This is a genomic window from Yinghuangia soli, from assembly GCF_021502675.1.
Lineage (GTDB): Bacteria > Actinomycetota > Actinomycetes > Streptomycetales > Streptomycetaceae > Yinghuangia > Yinghuangia soli.
In genome coordinates, this window is the sequence record NZ_JAKFHA010000003.1 from 76,644 (window position 1) to 93,275 (window position 16,632).

13 protein-coding genes are annotated in these 16,632 nt (G+C 71.5%); 10 read left to right on the plus strand and 3 right to left on the minus strand.

Annotated elements, in window-relative coordinates; all coding sequences use genetic code 11:
* A partial coding sequence (locus LZ495_RS07295) for a barstar family protein (protein ID WP_235051174.1) occupies nt 1-346 on the plus strand: 346 nt, incomplete at its 5' end.
* Nucleotides 347-563: 217 nt separating this feature from the next.
* Nucleotides 564-1,040: a hypothetical protein gene (locus LZ495_RS07300; protein WP_235051175.1), complete on the plus strand. Its 477-nt coding sequence runs from the start codon at nt 564-566 to the stop codon at nt 1,038-1,040.
* A gap of 146 nt (nt 1,041-1,186) precedes the next feature.
* Here the strand turns inward: LZ495_RS07300 and LZ495_RS07305 are convergent, their stop codons facing one another.
* Nucleotides 1,187-2,089 (minus strand): LysR family transcriptional regulator, encoded by a 903-nt coding sequence (locus LZ495_RS07305; protein WP_235051176.1) that lies wholly within the window; start codon nt 2,087-2,089, stop codon nt 1,187-1,189.
* A 187-nt stretch (nt 2,090-2,276) separates the two neighbouring features.
* On the opposite strand from LZ495_RS07305, the gene LZ495_RS07310 reads away from it, so the two are divergent.
* The 3 genes from LZ495_RS07310 to LZ495_RS07320 all read left to right on the plus strand — a co-directional run bounded on the left by LZ495_RS07310 (nt 2,277) and on the right by LZ495_RS07320 (nt 4,507).
* A complete protein-coding gene (locus LZ495_RS07310) occupies nt 2,277-2,570 on the plus strand; it encodes a DUF1330 domain-containing protein (RefSeq protein ID WP_235051177.1) in 294 nt (97 codons plus the stop codon).
* A 186-nt stretch (nt 2,571-2,756) separates the two neighbouring features.
* Complete coding sequence (locus LZ495_RS07315; protein WP_235051178.1) at nt 2,757-3,707, plus strand: GNAT family N-acetyltransferase; 951 nt, start codon at nt 2,757-2,759, stop codon at nt 3,705-3,707.
* 143 nt (nt 3,708-3,850) lie between these two features.
* Nucleotides 3,851-4,507: a class I SAM-dependent methyltransferase gene (locus tag LZ495_RS07320; protein ID WP_235051179.1), complete on the plus strand. Its 657-nt coding sequence runs from the start codon at nt 3,851-3,853 to the stop codon at nt 4,505-4,507.
* 54 nt (nt 4,508-4,561) lie between these two features.
* Here the strand turns inward: LZ495_RS07320 and LZ495_RS07325 are convergent, their stop codons facing one another.
* Together LZ495_RS07325 and LZ495_RS44720 are read right to left on the minus strand one after the other, a co-directional pair.
* Nucleotides 4,562-5,206 carry a response regulator gene (locus LZ495_RS07325; RefSeq protein ID WP_235051180.1) on the minus strand — a complete coding sequence of 215 codons (645 nt, stop codon included), beginning with the start codon at nt 5,204-5,206 and terminating at the stop codon, nt 4,562-4,564.
* The gene (locus tag LZ495_RS44720) at nt 5,203-6,270 is read right to left on the minus strand and encodes a sensor histidine kinase (protein WP_235051181.1); all 1,068 of its coding nucleotides are present in this window, start codon (nt 6,268-6,270) and stop codon (nt 5,203-5,205) included. Before LZ495_RS44720 ends, LZ495_RS07325 begins: the two co-directional genes overlap by 4 nt.
* Before the next feature lie 304 nt (nt 6,271-6,574).
* Between LZ495_RS44720 and LZ495_RS07335 the strand changes: the two genes are divergently transcribed.
* The 5 genes from LZ495_RS07335 to LZ495_RS43865 all read left to right on the plus strand — a co-directional run bounded on the left by LZ495_RS07335 (nt 6,575) and on the right by LZ495_RS43865 (nt 16,603).
* On the plus strand, nt 6,575-7,309 hold the full coding sequence (locus LZ495_RS07335; protein WP_235051182.1) for a DUF2306 domain-containing protein: 735 nt from the start codon (nt 6,575-6,577) through the stop codon (nt 7,307-7,309).
* Nucleotides 7,310-7,357: 48 nt separating this feature from the next.
* Nucleotides 7,358-7,741, plus strand: coding sequence for a hypothetical protein (locus LZ495_RS07340; protein WP_235051183.1), 384 nt, complete (start codon nt 7,358-7,360; stop codon nt 7,739-7,741).
* Nucleotides 7,742-7,835: 94 nt separating this feature from the next.
* Nucleotides 7,836-8,285: an SRPBCC domain-containing protein gene (locus tag LZ495_RS07345; protein WP_235051184.1), complete on the plus strand. Its 450-nt coding sequence runs from the start codon at nt 7,836-7,838 to the stop codon at nt 8,283-8,285.
* Between the two features lie 86 nt (nt 8,286-8,371).
* Entirely contained in the window at nt 8,372-8,677 is a 306-nt protein-coding gene (locus tag LZ495_RS07350) for an ArsR/SmtB family transcription factor (RefSeq protein ID WP_235051501.1), read from the plus strand.
* Between the two features lie 642 nt (nt 8,678-9,319).
* Nucleotides 9,320-16,603, plus strand: a complete 7,284-nt coding sequence (locus LZ495_RS43865) for a LamG domain-containing protein (RefSeq protein WP_308267808.1) — start codon at nt 9,320-9,322, stop codon at nt 16,601-16,603.
* Nucleotides 16,604-16,632: the final 29 nt, after the last annotated feature.

A 16,632-nucleotide genomic window follows, 5' to 3' on the forward strand; every position in this document is an offset into this window, starting at 1 on the left:
CCTCGTCCGCAGACGGAGGGGTGCGCGTCCCCGTGGGGAGCGGCCGGCCGATCACCACTATGAACTCGACGGCCGGAACGTCACCGACGAGCCCGGCCTATACCTGGCACTCGGCGAGGCGGTGAACGGTCCAGGCGGCTACTTCGGCTGCAACCTGGATGCCCTCGTCGACTGCCTGCGCGGCCGGTTCGGGTACACCGCCCCGGGAACCCTTCTCTGGCGGGACGCCGCGACCGCCCGCGCCCACCTGTCCAGGCGCCTGACTCCGCACGGCCGGACGTACGATTTGTTCGCCGAGACCCTGCAGATCCTGGCCGAGGGCGGTATGCGCGTCGTCCTGGAGTGAGCCGTATGGCCTGCTCCGCGAGTCGTACGACCGTTCCCCAAGCGTCGGTGAGACCGGGAGACCCGCTCAGCAGCATCAAAGGATCCCGAACTGTGTGCATCTCACCGGCGTACCGCTCCTGAGCAGGCAGTCGCCGCGGCGTCGCGGTCGGGCCGCTGCAGGCCTGCTGCGGCCTCCGGGTGCAGGACGCCACGGCACTGATGCGAGCATTGCGGATATGGATCTTGAGCTCGACCCGCCGAACGGCGTCGGTGCGCTGCGCATAGGCATGTTGACCGCTGAGGCCCACACGGCTCTCGAGTCTTTCCGCGACCCGGCAATGCCCTCGGCGTCCGACGCCCCCGGCCGGCACATCACTCGTCCCAGTAGCCTGATGATCAGCATCGGTTGCCTCAACGGGAGGCTGCAGGCCATCGAACTCTGGCGCCCGGAAACAGCCGAGGATGCAGTCCTCTTCCGAGGCATCAATCTCTTCACCCTGTCCGCGCGCGAAGTCGTCGAGACCCTCCGACGCGAGGTCCGTATCGAGGCCAACGCCGACGATCCCGCATCGTTCGTCGCTCCGGATCTGCTCTTGTCGTTCTGGCGGCCCTTCGAGGCGGACGACAACCCCGACGAAGAGCAGGGCTACTACTTCAATTCAGTCCTGCTCGCCAGACCCGGGTACTACGACGGGCCCGGCGCCAACGCTTAAGCGCCACCACTGGATCAGGACGAACGACCGGCGCGGGCCGGTGTCCGCGCCCGTCGGAAGATCCGGCTGCGGTCGGGGATCACGGGGTAGATGGTGCGCGGCAGGTACGCCGAAGGGGCGGTGCATCGCGCTTGGTCTTTCGCGGGTCAGTCCCGCAGCCAGTGCAGTTCGTGTGCCACGGTCTTGGCGACGGCGCGGATGCGGTGGCTCAGGGGCGACTGCTCGTGTGGGAGCACCAGGTGGATCGTCAGGCGGGGTGCGCCTCGTAGGGGTCGCCAGGTGAGGCCGGCCGGTTGTGTCGTCGCTGCGGCTTCTCCGGCCGGGGCGAGGGTGGCGCCGTCGCGCAGGTCGTGCTGGGACATGTCGAAGGACACTGCGGGCGTGTGGAATCGCGGATGTGGGCGGATGTCCCGGAACAGCTCGGTGAGCTGATCGTGAATCACCGGGTTGGCCGCGCGGTCCGGGAGTCGTAGCGGATACGCAGCCGCGTCGGCGATCTCGATCTCCGGGTGTTCGGCCAAGGGATGGTTCTGCGCAAGCTGGACCCCGATGCGCGAACTCCGCAGCAGGAACCGGCGCACGCCGCGGCCCGGCTGTTCACCGCGGGTGATCCCGGCATCGATGCGGCCGTCGGCGACCGCGGCGGAGATCTCCGGCGTCGCCATCGGCACCGCGCCGACCTCGAGTCCCGGACTGCTGCGGATGAGCCTGTCCACCAGGGCCGGTACCGTTTCGGCCCCGGTGCTGACGCTGTATCCGATGCGCAGTGTGCCCAGTTCGCCGGCCGCCGCGCTGCGGGCGGTGTCCCATGCCCGGTCCAGCGCCGCCAGCGCGGGCGGCGCGGACTCCGCCAACGCCGCACCGGCCGCGGTCAATACGACGCTACGGGTGTTCCGGATCAGCAGGGCCGTGCCGAGTTCCCTCTCCAATCGGCGCATCCGGGCACTGAGTGCGGGCTGGGCAATGCCGATCCGTGCCGCCGCGCGGGTGAAGTTCAACTCCTGTGCCAGCACCAGGAAGTACCGCAGGCTCACCGTGTCCGGCGCCACGCGCGCCCCCTGCCGATTGATAACGATCCGTTCTGAGTCTATCGCGTACTGGTCTTTCCCTCGGCGGCAGATCCCGACCTAGCCTGCGCATACGCCGTTTCGAACGGCATCAGTACGCGTCGCCGGGATCGATCGATCCGGGTGTCACCTCGACGTCGGATGCGTCCGGCCGAGCACAGGAGGTTCCATGGCCAAGGGCTACTGGGTCAGTGTCTACCCCGCCATTTCCGACCTTGAGCTGACTGCCTACTTCGGCCTGGCCGGTCCGGCTGTCCAGGCCGAGGGCGGGCGCGTCCTGTCCGGCGGCGGTCGCGTCGTCGCGCACGAGGCCGGCCTCGCGGAACGCGTCGTGCTGGTCGAGTTCGACAGCTTTGAACAGGCCGCCGCGGCGTACGAGAGCGAGGCGTACCAGAAGGCGTTGGCGGCCCTGCCCGACGGCTTCGAGCGCGACTTCCGCATTGTGGAAGGTGTCATCGGCTGACCGGTCGACCCGGTTCGGCGCCGGTGTCCTGGATGGCTTGGCCGCATCGGGGGCATCCGCCGGATCGGGGCATGAGAGAAGACCCGACACGCCGCCAGATGTAATGTGACATGGCATCAGGTGCCGAGGGGGCGACCCCTCTGCATCGCGTTGCCTTGCCCTTTCGCGTTGATCTCGGGAGTTCGCATGTACGCACGGCCGCTCGGTCCTGATGCCACCCTCTCGCCCCTGGAGCCTTGGCAGGCAGAGGAGTTCCTCGCCAACCTGGACCGGTGCCGTGACCACATCTCACCCTGGGTCGGCGCATCGTTCGTGGCTGTCGATCTGGAGGCCGCGGAGAGGGTGCTGGGCCGGTACTGGGAGCGCCAGGCGCGGACCGGGGGCGGTATCCACGGCATACGGGTGGACGGTGTTCTCGTCGGCGGCGTCATGTTCGTCTCGGTCGACACCGCGACCGGCGAGGCCGAGATCGGCGTGTGGGTCGAAACGGCCGCCGAGGGCCGCGGTCTGGTGACGCGGGCCGCCGCGCTGCTGATCGACTGGGGGTTCCGGGAGCGTGGTCTGCGTCGGATCGTGTGGCACACACTCTCGGACAACAAGCGCGGCATCGCCGTCGCCCAGCGCCTCGGCTTCACGTTCGAGGCAACGGACGAAGCGAGCGAGATCCCCATGGAATTCTGGACGATCGGGCCGGACGCCTGGCTCGGCACTCGCCCCGATGCCCCGGAGATGTCGGACGAGGAGCAAGTGGATGCGCTCGGCGAGGCGTTCCTCGGTGCGTTCACGAACGCCGGCGGACGTACGGTCGACCTCCCCGCCCTGCTCCCGTCCTTCGCGCCCGGCGCCGTGATCATCAGCCACGGCGATCCGGTGAAGCACGAGTCCCCGGAGGAGTTCCTGACGCCCCGCCAGGCGCTGCTCACTGGCGGCGAGTTGACCGATTTCCGGGAGTGGACGACGAGCCGCTCCACGGTGGTCTCCGGCAACGTCGCGCAGCGCCTGGTGCGGTACGCCAAGTCCGGCATGCTGCGCGGCGCCCCCCTGACCGGTGGCGGCACCAAGTCCATGCAGTTCGTGCGTACCGCCGACGGCTGGCGGATCAGCGCGATCACGCTGGCCGACGACAGCACCGGCTGACGCGGCGGCATGCCGTCCCTCGGCCGCGAGGCCGGTGCCGCCCGTTGTCCGGATTGCGCGGCGGCGGTTTCGAGTGTCGGTCGGCCGTGCCATCCTCGCCTCGCGATCAGCGCCGGGTCACGCCCACGTCGGGAGGCCAGAGCATGGCGGACTACGTTCGTACGTACCGCTTCGGCATGACGCCGCGCGAAGCGTACGGGGAGGCGGCCGGCGACAGCATCGCGGCCATGCTGGACCGCGCGGAGGCCGACCGGCGCCGGCCGCCCGCCCCGGATCCGGAGGGTCCGGAGGGTCCGGCCGGCGACGGTACGGGTCGCCGGACGCTCGGCCGGGCACTCGATCTGGGTTGCGGGCGCGGCGAGTTCACCCCGCTGCTGGCCGCTCGCGGCTGGCAGGCGGTCGGTATCGACGGCGTCCCGGCGTCGGTCGAAGCGGCCCGGCGGCGCGGCAATGCCGGGGTCTCGTACGTCGCCGGGGACGTCACGGATCTGGCATCCGCCCGCCTGGGCACCTTCGACCTCTTCTTCGACGTCGGCTGCTTCCACGGCCTCGACGCACGACGCCGGCACGCCGTCGGGCAGGGCGTGACCACACTCGCGCGCCCCGGCGCGGTGCTTCTGATGCTGGCGTACGGGCCGTCGCAGTTCCGCACAATGGTCGGCGGGGCGAGCCGGGAGGAGGTGGAAGAGGCCTTCCCGCGCTGGGAGTTGCGCGCGATCGATCCGGCGGACACCACCGGCTTGGGCTGGCCGATGAACCGGACGAAGCCGCGGTGGTACCGGCTGCGCCTCAAGCCGTAGGCCTGAGCGCTCATGCCCTCAGGCCTACTGCCTTGGAGCCCTGAAGCCCCCGGATCACACCCGGTACGCGAACCCCGTCCGGTACGCCCACACCACCGCCTGGGTGCGGTCCCGCACCTCCAGCTTGGTCAGCACGTGCTTGACGTGCGTCTTCACCGTCTCGACGGACAGGTGCAGGGACGCCGCGATCTCGGTGTTCGACTGCCCGGCCGCCATCGCCCGCAGGACGTCCGCCTCGCGGTCCGTGAGCCGGGCCGAACGCTCGTGGTCGGGTGCGGTCCGGGCCGCGTGCGCGTCGAAGAGGCGGCGGGCGACGGACGGGGAGACCACCGTCTCGCCGTCCGCGACCGCGCGTATCCCCGCGACCAGTTCCTCGGGCGACGCGCGCTTGAGCAGGAACCCGTCGGCGCCGGCCACGATCGCGTCGTCCACGACGTCGTCGAGGTCGAAGGTCGTGAGCACCAGGACGCGCGGGCGCGGGTCGGCGGCCATCAGCTCGCGGGTCGCCGAGACGCCGTCGCGCAGCGGCATGCGGATGTCCATGACCACCACGTCCGGCCGGTGCAGCGCGGCCGCGTGCACGGCTTGGTGGCCGTCGGACGCCTCGCCGACCACGGCGATGCCCTCCTCCGCGGCCAGCAGTGCGCGCAGGCCGCCGCGTACGAGGGCGTCGTCGTCGGCGAGCAGTACGCGGATCATGCGCGTCCCCCGGCCGGCAGCGTGGCGCGTACCCGGAAGCCACCCTCGAACGGCCCCGCGTCCAGCTCGCCGCCCGCGGAACGCGCCCGCTCGCGCATGTTCGCGAGCCCGCGTCCGGGCACGACCGTGGGACGGTCGCTCTCGTTGACCACGTCCAGGACGACCTTGTCGCCGACGCGGGCCAGTCCGACGTCGATGCGTCCGCCGGTGCTGTGCCGCAGCGCGTTGGTGACGGCCTCCTGGACGATCCGGTGCAGGGCCTGCGCGGCGCCCGGGCCGAGGTCGACGTCTTCGGCCTCCAGCCGCATCTCGCGTCCGGCGGCGCGTACGCGGTCGGCCAGCAGCCCCAGGTCGGGCGCGGCACGTTCGTCACGGACGACACGCACCAAGCGGTCCAGCTCGCCGAGCGCCTCGCGGCCCACGCTCTCGACATGCCCGAGCGCCTCCAGGGCGAACGCCGGGTTGTCGGCGAACACGCGTCGCCCGACGCCGGCCTGAAGGACCATCACGTTCACCGCGTGCCCGAGGGAATCGTGCAGCTCGCGCGCGAGTACCTCGCGTTCCTCGGCCCGGAGGCGGGCCTGTTCCGCGGCGGTGGCGATCCGGCGGCTGTACGCGGCGTCCCCGGCGGCAGAGGCGATCAGCGCGCACATGGCGATCCCGAACAGTTCGAGGGTGCCCACCGGCCCGCGGTCGAACGCCGCGTACCCGGCGACCGCCCCTACGGTCAGCACGACCGCGACGACCCGCGCACGCCGCCCGCGCAGCGAGAAGCAGGTGAACAGCGCGATCCACGGGAACCAGTGCACGACGGTCGCCGCGTATCCGGCCGCCGCATTCGCCACCACGACGACCGCCGTCGCGGCCAACACGGCCACCGGCGCGGACTTGCGCCACCACAGCACCGCGGCAGCCGCCATCGCGAACCCAACGCCGAAGATGTCGGCCCCGCGGTACGGCTCGCCCGCATCCAGGACCGCGGCGGCCGATCCGGCCGCGAGTACCAGCGCGGCAACCAACCCGGCCTCGGGGCGCCGCAGCGCGTTGTATGCCTTTCGCCTCACGGGCCAAGTCAACCTGCTGGTCCAGCTACGCCGCCTCCCTCGCAAGAGGGAGACGGAACCCCTGCGACGAGGGGCGCAGCGGACGGCCTGCTCTTTCTAGCGTGAGACATCGGGACAGGCGGTCAGCCGGACGCCGGTCCGCCGGGAGGGGTGTGCGGCGTCGACGGTCGTCGTCGCCTAGCACCGTCGACCGCCCACCCCACCGGTCTCCCCCCACCCGGCACAAGCCACCGCGCCCGCCGCTCACCTTGCCCCCTGCTGCCCGCATCCGGCGGCCCCAGCCGACTCCGAAAGGCCTCGCCTCATGCCTGCCGTCCCCGGTCCGCCTGCCCCTCCGTCCCCTGCCGCCGCCCCGCTGCTCACTCCGGTGGCAGGACGCGCACCGCGCTCGCGGCGGCACAGTGTCGGCATCTGGTGGCTGGCGCTCACCGCCCTGGCCATCGCCGTCGTCGCGCCGCTGCCGTACCTCACCGAGACGCTCGACCGCCTGGCGAACGAGGACGCCGACCTCGCCGCCAACTACGCGGACCGGCCTGCCTGGGTGCAGGCGTTCTTCTACACGCACATCGTGGCGGCCGGCATCGCGCTGTTCCTCTCCCCTTTGCAACTCTCCGGGCGGATCCGCCGCCGCGCGCCCCGGCTGCACCGGGCAACGGGACGGGTCGTCATCGTCGGCATCTTCATCGGTGGCGCCGCAGGGCTGGTCCTCTCCCCCATGAACGTCGCCGACGAGATCGGCTTCGCCGGCTTCGGCGCCCTGGCGCTCCTGTGGCTCACCTTCGCCGCCGCAGGCCTGCGCGCGATCCTGCACGGTGACGTCGCGGCCCACCGCCGCTGGATGCTGCGCGCGTTCGCCATGACCTATGCCGCGGTGACGCTGCGCCTGTGGCTGCTGATCCTGGTCCCGGCGATCGGCGACTTCAGGGACGCGTACGTCTTCGTACCGTTCCTGTGCTGGGTCCCCAACCTGATCGTGGTCGAACTCGTCCTCCGCCGCTCGGGCACCGCCCGGGCACAGCTCCGGCCGCAGTCCGGCTGACGCACAAATCCGATTGCCGGGGCGGGCGCCCCCCAGCAAACTGCCGCGGTGGAGATGCCTTCGCCGTGGACCGGCCCGACCGTCCTGCCCGCTCCGGATGCGCGCGTTCGGGACCTCGTCATCGACTACGGCGGCATGGACGAAGTGGTGGCCGGACTGGTGCTGCCCACGGGTGCGCCGATGGCTGTCCTCAGCGCGTTGGAGACCGCGCGGGAACTGGTTCGGCACTCGTACTACCGGTACGAGTTCGCCACAGTCGGCGTCCTGCAGTCCCTGGTCGCGCTGGAGATTGTGCTCGATGGCCGGGCGGCGGAGCTGCCGGCCGAACTGGTCGAGCGGATCGATCGCGTTCGGCTGCTCCGCGACAAGGTCTCCCGGGTCGCCGCCGCGCGCCACACGCCGTCCGCGGGAGCGACGTACGACGACGCCTAGCCTCATCAATGCGCAACCCTGAGGTTGCGTATTCTATTTCGACGTGCAACCCTGAGATTGCACCTGATGGGACGACCGCATAGGGAGACACCCCATGACCGAGGACCGCATCGAGCGCGAGACCCTGATCGACGCGCCCTTGGAACGCGTCTGGAAGTTGGTCGCCGAACCCGGCTTCTGGGTCGCCGAGGCCGGCTCCTTCGAAGGCACCGTGGCCGAGGAAGGCCTGGAAATCGTCGCCCGGAACCCGCAGTACGGCGACTTCCCGGTACGCGTCGAGAAGGTCGACGCGCCCACTTACCTCTCCTACCGCTGGGCCAGCGCCTTCCCGGGCGCGGAGCTGACCGAAGGCAACAGCACGCTCGTCGAGTTCACCCTCACCTCCGAGGGCGACAAGACCCGGCTGCGGGTCGTGGAGAGCGGGTTCGCGGCGCTGGTCGCCGCCGAAGAGGTCCGCGCGCAGGCCGTACGGGACAACACCGGCGGTTGGGCCGACGTCCTCGAGGCGTTCAAGGGCCGCGCCGAACAGCCGCCCGCGGCGTGACCGGACCCGACGACGAGCCCGTCCCGGCCAAGGACTCCGGCGCCGACACCGGCACCGGCAATCGCAGCAGCGACGTCGACAGCGTCCTGGCCGCGCTCGCCGATCCCACCCGACGGCAACTCCTCGACCTGCTCGCCGCCGACGGCGAGGCCACCGCGACGCAACTGGCCGAACGCCTCCCCGTCAGCAGGCAAGCCGTCGTGAAGCACCTGGCCGTCCTGGACGCCGCCGGACTCGTCACCGGCGGCCGCGTAGGACGCGAAGTCCGGTACGCCGTACGCCCCGCCGCACTCGACTCGACCGCGCGCTGGATGTCCGCCCTGGCCGCCGACTGGGACCGCCGCCTGGCCGGCCTCAAGCGCCGCGCCGAAGCGGACCCCGGCGGCGGCTGAGCAGCCGGACCCGCACACCCGCACCCGCACCCACACCCACACCCACACCCACACACGCGCTGCCCCCGCCCCCCGCACGCATGCGGGGGGCGGATGCGCTTCGAAGCCGCGGTCCGGCTGCACGAGGACACAAGGAGGAATGTCCGAGCAGACGCAGAGCACGCCGGGGAACTCCCCACGTTCCCGGTCGCCGCGACCGAGTCGCGATCGAGTACAGCGTCATCGGCTCCGACAACACGGTCGAGCAGGAGCATGCGCCCGCGTGTGTGCGCGGTTGTGGGGATTTGGTGAAAGCGTTGGTTGGCAGTCGTCCCATTGGTACGTTCCGTAAACGAACCACCTTGCTGTGTAAAGGCTTTACCCGCCGTCGCTGACGTGGGGGCCAACACGGGGTTCGGGGGCGCTGGACCTCCCGCCCGTCGTCGCACGGGTGCGGCAGCCGATGAGCTGCGTCATTTCCTGGATGGCTGCACGAACCGGTGACCGGTGCTGTCTCCCGGTCCCGATCAGCTGTAGTGGGGCCGCCGCTTGCCCGAGAAGGGCGGTGGCGGGGTGTTCGGGTTTCGCGGACTGTCCATGGCCCGCCTGGGTGCGGGCACGACGGGTGGGGGTTTCGTGGCGCATGACGAGAGCTTGACGAGGGTGTACGCCGACCGGAAGTACGTGTCGACGACGATGGTGCGGCACTCGGGTACGACGGTGGCGTTCGCGATGGACGCGGACCGCAAGATCGTCTACAGCGTGCTGGACCTGGAGCAGGCGTCGGCGAAGCGCGGTCCGCTGGACGCGCGGTACTGGAACGAGGAGCCGGCGGCCGTGCCCTTCCCGGGCGAGCTGGTGGAGGTTCCGGCGCCGGGGGCGTCCGCAGCGTCGGGTGTGCTGCGAATGCCGTGGGTGCGGTCCGGAGGACGCATCGAAGCACTGGCGGGTGTGCCGCTGCCGGTGGCCGAGCGCGACCCGTTCTTGTCGACGACGGCGCGGCTGAGCGCGGCGGCACCGTTCCAGGTGGTCTCGGACGGCCGCTACATCCTGGTCTTCCGCCAGGGCGTGGACGCGAACCACAAGGACGTCGTGTTCTACGCCGAGGGCGGCACGGTCTCCGGTGACCGGGCCACCGCGGCCGCGGGGACGAAGGCGACCGCGGCCGCCGTGGTCGACGGGTCGCTGCTCTGCGACCGGTTCGTCCTGGTGGGTTCGGTGCTGAAGCCGGTGGTGGAGGTGCGGTACCAGCGGTCGCGGTCCAAGCTGCGCGGCGCCTCGGAGAGCGACACGCTGGGCACCCGCGACATGGAGGGGAACCCGTTCTTCGAGCCCACCGCGAAGCTGTCGTTCGTCGCGCCGCTGCAACGCGGCGCGTTCACCGTGCTCTTGCTGCCGACCGCGGTCGCCGGGGAGTCCCGCTGGCAGGTGTTCGCAGCCAACAAGGCGACGGGCCGGGTGGAGGGCTACAACTGCGCGCAGGGCTCGGACGGCCTGTTCGACGTGGTCGGCGCCCAGCTGTACACCAGTCCCGACCCGAAGTTCGCCCCCTCGGTCCTGGAGCGCGGGCCGGGGACGTGCCCGCACACCAAGCGGCCGCTGGTTCCGGTGCCGGCGACCCGCGACCGGGCCGGCACCGCGCTGCGGTTCGACCCGGCGAAGAGCACGCATGTGCTGCTGCCGGCCGCGCCGGCCGGATCCGCGGCGGTGGCGTCGGCCGGTTACACAGTCGAGGCGTGGGTGCGCACCGCTGCGAGCTCGGGGACGATCCTGGCGCACCACACCGGGGCGTCGCCGAGCAGCACGTTCGCGCTGGAGTTGGACGCGGACCGGAAACTGGTGGCGGACCTGGCCGGAACCCGGGTGGTGTCGGCCGCTGCGGTCCCCCTGAACGCCTACGTGCACGTCGCGGCGGTGTTCGACGGCAAGAACGCGGCCGTGTACATCGGCGGCGTGCAGGCGGGCGTACGCGCGGTGACGGCGGTGCCGGACGCGCGATCGGCGGCGAGTGTCGGCGCGAGGCTGGTGTCGGGCACCCCGGACGCCGGGTTCAAGGGCGACGTCGACGAAGTGCGGGTGTGGGAACGGGCGCGGACCGAGGCCGAGTTCGGCGACCGGGGGCTGCGTCTGTCGGGCATCGAGCCGGGCCTGGCGGTGTACTGCCGCTTCGACGAGGGGGCCGGCACGGTGGTCGGCGACCACACCCGGGCGATGCGTGACGGCACGGTGCAGGGCGGCGCGGTGTGGGCGGCCTCCGACGCTCCGGTGGGTGACGGGCCGGGGCTGTCGCGGGACGTGTTCGGGTTCGCCGGCCGCGCCGTGTCGACCGGTCTGGCCGCGGTCGTGTACGCCCAGCAGGAACCCGCCACCTCCGGGTACGGCACGGCGGTGGGGCACGAGAAGCGGCAGACGCGGGTGCTGGTGGCGTGCGGAACCTCCGGCCCGGCACCGGCGGGAGGTTCGGCGAGTCGCAGCTACGTCGCCGCGGTGGACTTCGCGGTCGCCCGGGACGGGCGCCTGGCCACGGCTCCGTCGCTGGTCGCGCTGACCGAGGCGGGCAAACCCGCGATGGTGGGCGACGCGGCAGCGGTGGCCGCCGCGCAGGCGGCCGTGGACGCCGCGCGGGCGAGTCTGGACAAGGACCGGCAGTCGGCCGCGCAAATCCCGCAGACCCAGGCGAACATCAGCTACTGGGAAGGGATGTTCGGCTACGCGTACGTGTCGTTCTCCGGCTGGTACCGGCAACTCCAGGAGCAGCAGGCCGCGCAGCAGCGGCTGGGCGCGCGTCAGACGGCCCTGGACGCCGCGGAGGACGCGTTGGTGACGGTGTCGGGCGGCACCCGCGGCGGCGGCGACACGGTGGTGGCCATGCCGGTGGTCTCCACCGACCGGCAGGGCCTGACGGTCTACGGTGCGTTGCTGGCGTTCGCATGGACCGAGGACGCGCCATTCCTCCTGGACGGCGCGGGCGGCGACGTGGTGCTGTACTTCCGGGGCGGGGCCGGGCAGTTCTTCTCTGCCTACTACTCCACGCTGGTCACCCGGGCGACCCGGAGCATGGGGGCGGGCTCGGACCGGCTGGAGTTCGTCGCGCGCGACACCTCCACACGCGCCAAGGACTTCGCCGTGCGGGTCACCGCCGATGCCGGTTCCGCCGCGGACCTGTGCACGGTGACCGTGACCTGCGGGTCGCGCACCGATACCTACCTGCGCGTGCCGCGCGCCGCGGCCTCGCTGGCCGCGGTCCTCAACGGCAACCTGCCGACCGGCACGCTGCTGGGCACCGTCCTGTCGGTCAAGGACCGGCTCGTCGAACTGGGTTCCCCCCTGCCTGCACCGCTCGCGGTCGGCAGCCGGGTCCTGGTCGGCGGGAAGGTGCGCAAGATCGACGCCGCCGCGCCGGCGGGCGCGACCACGTTCACCGTCGCCGGCGACCCGGTCACCGCCGCGGCCGGATCGCAGGTGACCGCGGTGCTCTACGACTACGCCGACGCCACCGCCAGCGTGACCGGCACCGACCTGTCCTCGGGGTCGCAGATCGTCGCCGTCACCCGCGTGGGTTCCACCACCGCCGTGATCGCCGACGGCGACGCGAAGGACGCCGGCGACGGGGTCGGGCCGCACTGGCGGGGCCATGCCCCGGGCCGCGCACCGGCGTTCGACGGAACCACGCAGTACCTGACCGCCGTGAACGGCGCGGACTTCGGCACGGACGGCGACCTGACGCTGGAGGCGTGGCTCAACCCCGCCGCGGCGACCGGCACCGTGCTGCGTGCCGCCGGTCCCGCCACCCCCTACGGCCTGGCGCTGCGCGGCACCACGTTGTCCAGCGGCATCAGCCTCGAACCGGACAACGTCATCGAGTGCGGCGACCGCCTCACCCTGACCGGCACCAGCTTCACCATCGAGATGTGGGTCTTCCGCCAGGCCGCAAACCGCGACGACGTGCTGTTCAATACCGGCGCCAGCCTGCTGGTCGGGATCAACGCATCCAACAACTTCCTGTTCGCCGGCGACTTCGGCACCCCCGGCCAGGCCGACCTCACCGTGGCCGTGACCACCGCCACCGTCCCCGCCCAGGAATGGCATCACTGGGCGGTGGTCCACGACGCCTCCGCGGGCACCCGCCGGGTGTACCGGGACGGCGTGGAGATGGCGTGCACCTCCGAAACCGGCGGCGCGGTCGCCACGGGCACCTTCGGCGGCCAGAGCCTCGCCGGCCCCAACGACTCACGCACCTTCAATCTCGGGTGTCTGGCCCAGGACGGCAACTCCGGTGCGCGCATCTGCCTGGACGAGGTGCGGGTGTGGGGCCGCGCGCGGACCGCGGACGAGATCAAGGAGACGATGCGCCGGCGGCTCCGCGGCCGAGAGGACGACCTGCTGGCGTACTGGCAGTTCAGCAACGGATCGACGCTCGACCGGTCCGGCCGCGGCAACCACGGGACCCTGGTGGGCCCGTACCGGCCGTCGATCTCCGGGCTGGACGCCTACGCTCCCGTGGCCACGGTCGGTGCGCAGACCTTCGCCTTGCCGGAAGGGGTCCCGATCGGCGACTGGAGCCATGTCGCGCTGGCGTTCAAACAGCACTGGGCCATGGCGATGGACGGCGGCGGCCACCTGGACGCGGGCGGGCCCGAAGGGCTGAACCTGCTCGGCGACCTGACCATCGAGGCCGGCGTGCGCCTGGACGCACTCGGCGTCGTGCACGGTCTGGTGGGCAAGGGCGTGGTGGAAGGCGGGGCGGCGGGCACGGCCGTGCCGTACGCGCTGGTCGTGGAAGCGGACGGGCAACTGGCGTTCATGTTCGAGAAGGGCGGCGGAGGCAAGGACAGCCTGGTCACCGTCCGCTCCGGGACGAAGCTGCAGGCCGGCAAGTTCACCCGGGTCGCGGTCACCCGCAAGGGCGGCCACAACGACAAGGGCGGGGTGGCGATCCGCCTCTACATCGACGGCATCCCGGTCGGGTCGAAGCCGTTCGTGTACGAGGGCGCCGCACCGGTGGGCAACGACGAGAACTGCGAACTGGGCCGCCACCGCCAGGGCCGGACCACCAGCCATCTGCGCGGCTGCCTGACCGACGTGCGGATCTGGAACATCGCTCGTGACGAGAAACAGATCGGCGCCGCGATCACCCCCAAGGCCCCGGGGCTGACCGCGTGGTGGTCCTTCCCCGAGAAGGAGGGCGCCGTCACCGCGGACGCCTGCGACACCTTCCCCGCCAAGGTGCGCGGCGCCCGCCGCGTGCGCACCCCCGACCCCAACGGCAACCTCGCCACCTTCTACGTCGACGGCACCCCGCAACCGGCGTCGATCGCGCCCATGTACGCCCAACCGACGTACCCGGGCGAAGCACACGCCACCATCGCGGGCCGACGCCACAGCGGGACGCTGGCCAACGGCTACACCGGGGCCGTCGACGAGCTGCGGATCTGGCGGACCTGCCGCACCCGGGAGCAGATCCTGGACAACATGTTCGGCCGGCTGCGCGGCGAGAAGAAGGACCTGGTCGCCCACTTCCCCTTCGACGGCGCCTCCACCCAGGCCGGCGCCACCGTCAAGGACTCCGGGCCGCGCGGCAACGACCTGAACCCCTCGCCCGACGCACCGCGGAACATCATCTCCAGCGCACCCATCGCCGCCGACGCCGCGGAAGTGCGCTCCGCGCTCACCGGAATCGGCAGCACCTTCAACGCCCGCATCGACGCGCCGCCCGCCGCGTCCGAGTACGGAGACCTGCAAGCCGACGCCGACGGGCGGGCGTTCGGCGTCATGAAGCGCGCCTACGCCTTCGTCCGGCACGGCAGGTGGGAGCTGCACACCGGCTTCAAGACCGGGGAGCTGACCAGCACGTGGGTCGGCCAGGCGCAGTTCGACCCGCAACTGGTCGGCTTCCTCGAAGGCGCGCCACCGATGCCCTCGGAGAACATGGTCTGGGGAACCGCCGACGACTACGCCGAGAAGGCGTCCGTGTCCTTCGTCCAGGCCGACTCGGTCACCAACACCATCTCCAACGACGAGAAGCGGAGCCTGGACGCGTCCGCCAAGGGAACGGTGGAATTCTGGGTCAACGACGACACCTCCATCGTCGTCGCGCCGCTCGGCGTCGGCACCGCGAAGGAGGCCGTCAAGGTCAAGGTGGGCCTGACCGTCGAGGCCGAGATCAAGTTCTCCAACAGCTGGGCCACCAACCTCGCGGTGTCCCAGAGCACCGAGACCACCCGCACCAGCGGCGTCGTGCTGACCGGCCAGTGGGAGGAGGACGCCCGGACCGGGCAGGTCAACCCCGACGCCGGGCGGCGCTGGGTCCCCGCCAACACCGGCTTCGCGATCGTGCAGTCCGCCACCGCCGACCTGTACGCGCTGCGTCTGGCCCACACCGGCGTCCTGGTGGCGTACCGCCTGATCCCCAACGCCGACATCCCCCGCGACTGGAACATCATCGCGTTCCCCATCAACCCCCGCTACACCAAGCAGGGCACCCTCGACGGCCTGGTCGGCTTCGCCCCCAAGAGCACCGGCGGGCTCCAGCCGTTCCCCGACCCCGCGTTCCCCGGCGCCGGGGACGGCGGCGAACACAGCTACTACCGCCCCCGCGAGGCATACGCGATCAAACGACGTATCCAACGCGAGGAGCAGCAGCTCCAGAGCTTCTACGAATCGGTGTCCACCGAGAGCGCCACCTTCGCCGCCCACAACCCCGTCCGCGACCAGGCCAACCGGGTCCTCGGCGGCATGATGGGCGGCACCGGGACCGGCCTGGCGAACGACACGGCGAACCCGGCCGACGTCCGCAAGGCCGCGACCAACGCATCGCGCCGCCACATGGTCAACACCTACGTGTGGACCGCGGCCGGCGGCCTGTTCTCGGAGACGATGTCCACCACCGACCAGGTCACCCAGGTCACCACCGGCGACTACAACGTCTCCGGCTCTCTCACCGTCGGCGGCTACGCCAACATCGAGGCGGGACCGGTCGGCGTCAACCTCTCCGGCAGCGTCACCCTCGGCGGCGGCTACGCGGTGACCCGCAGCAAGACCAAGGAAGCCAAGCGCACCTTCAGCCTGGAGGTGAAAGCCGAACCCGGGCGCGACCTGCAAAAACGTAAAAACGACAAGCCCGTCTTCGACATCGCCCGCAACCCGGTCCTTGTGCCCGGCCGCGTCGATGCCTACCGGTTCATGACCTTCTACCTCGACAGCTCCACCGACAACTACGAGGACTTCTACGGCAAGGTCGTCGACCCCGACTGGCTGGACCGCAACACCGGACCGGACGCCCGCGCACTGCGCCAGACCCGGCAGGCCGACCGCAAGCCCCCGTGCTGGCGCATCCTGCACCGCGTCACTTTCGTCAGCCGCGTCCAGGACACCGCCACCGCGACCCCGTCCCTGGCCAAGGCGATGGGCTCCCTCGGAATCACCAGCGACTACCACCTGATGCGGCAGCTCGAACCCCACCTGGCCGGCGCCACCAGCGACCGTGCCGCACTCACTGCCGCCGCCAAGTCCACGATCGCCACCCGGTTCCCGGCACTCGCCCCCTACACCGACACCATCACCGAACGGCTGACCGCCTACTACAACCTCCCCGCCGAGACGGCACCGGTGCTCACCCCGGTCGCCCCGGCCCCGAATCCGACGCCGGCAACGACCAGCACCCTCACCACAACCACCCCCACCGTCGCCGCCGGTGGCACCGTCACCATGCGTTACTCCACCCCGGCCGCCACCCTCGCCCCCAAGAACTGGATCGGCCTCTACCGCGACGGCACCTCACCCGGCAACGGCGAAGCAGCCGACTGGGGGTACGCACCCAACGCCGACAGCAGCCTCACCTTCCCGATCAGGGTCGCCACTCTCACCCCCGGCAACTACCGGGCCTGGTACCTCCACAACGACGGCTACACCGCACTCGCCGGGCCGATCACCGTGACCGTCACCTGACCCACCCGAGCATCGGCGCATCCTCGGCC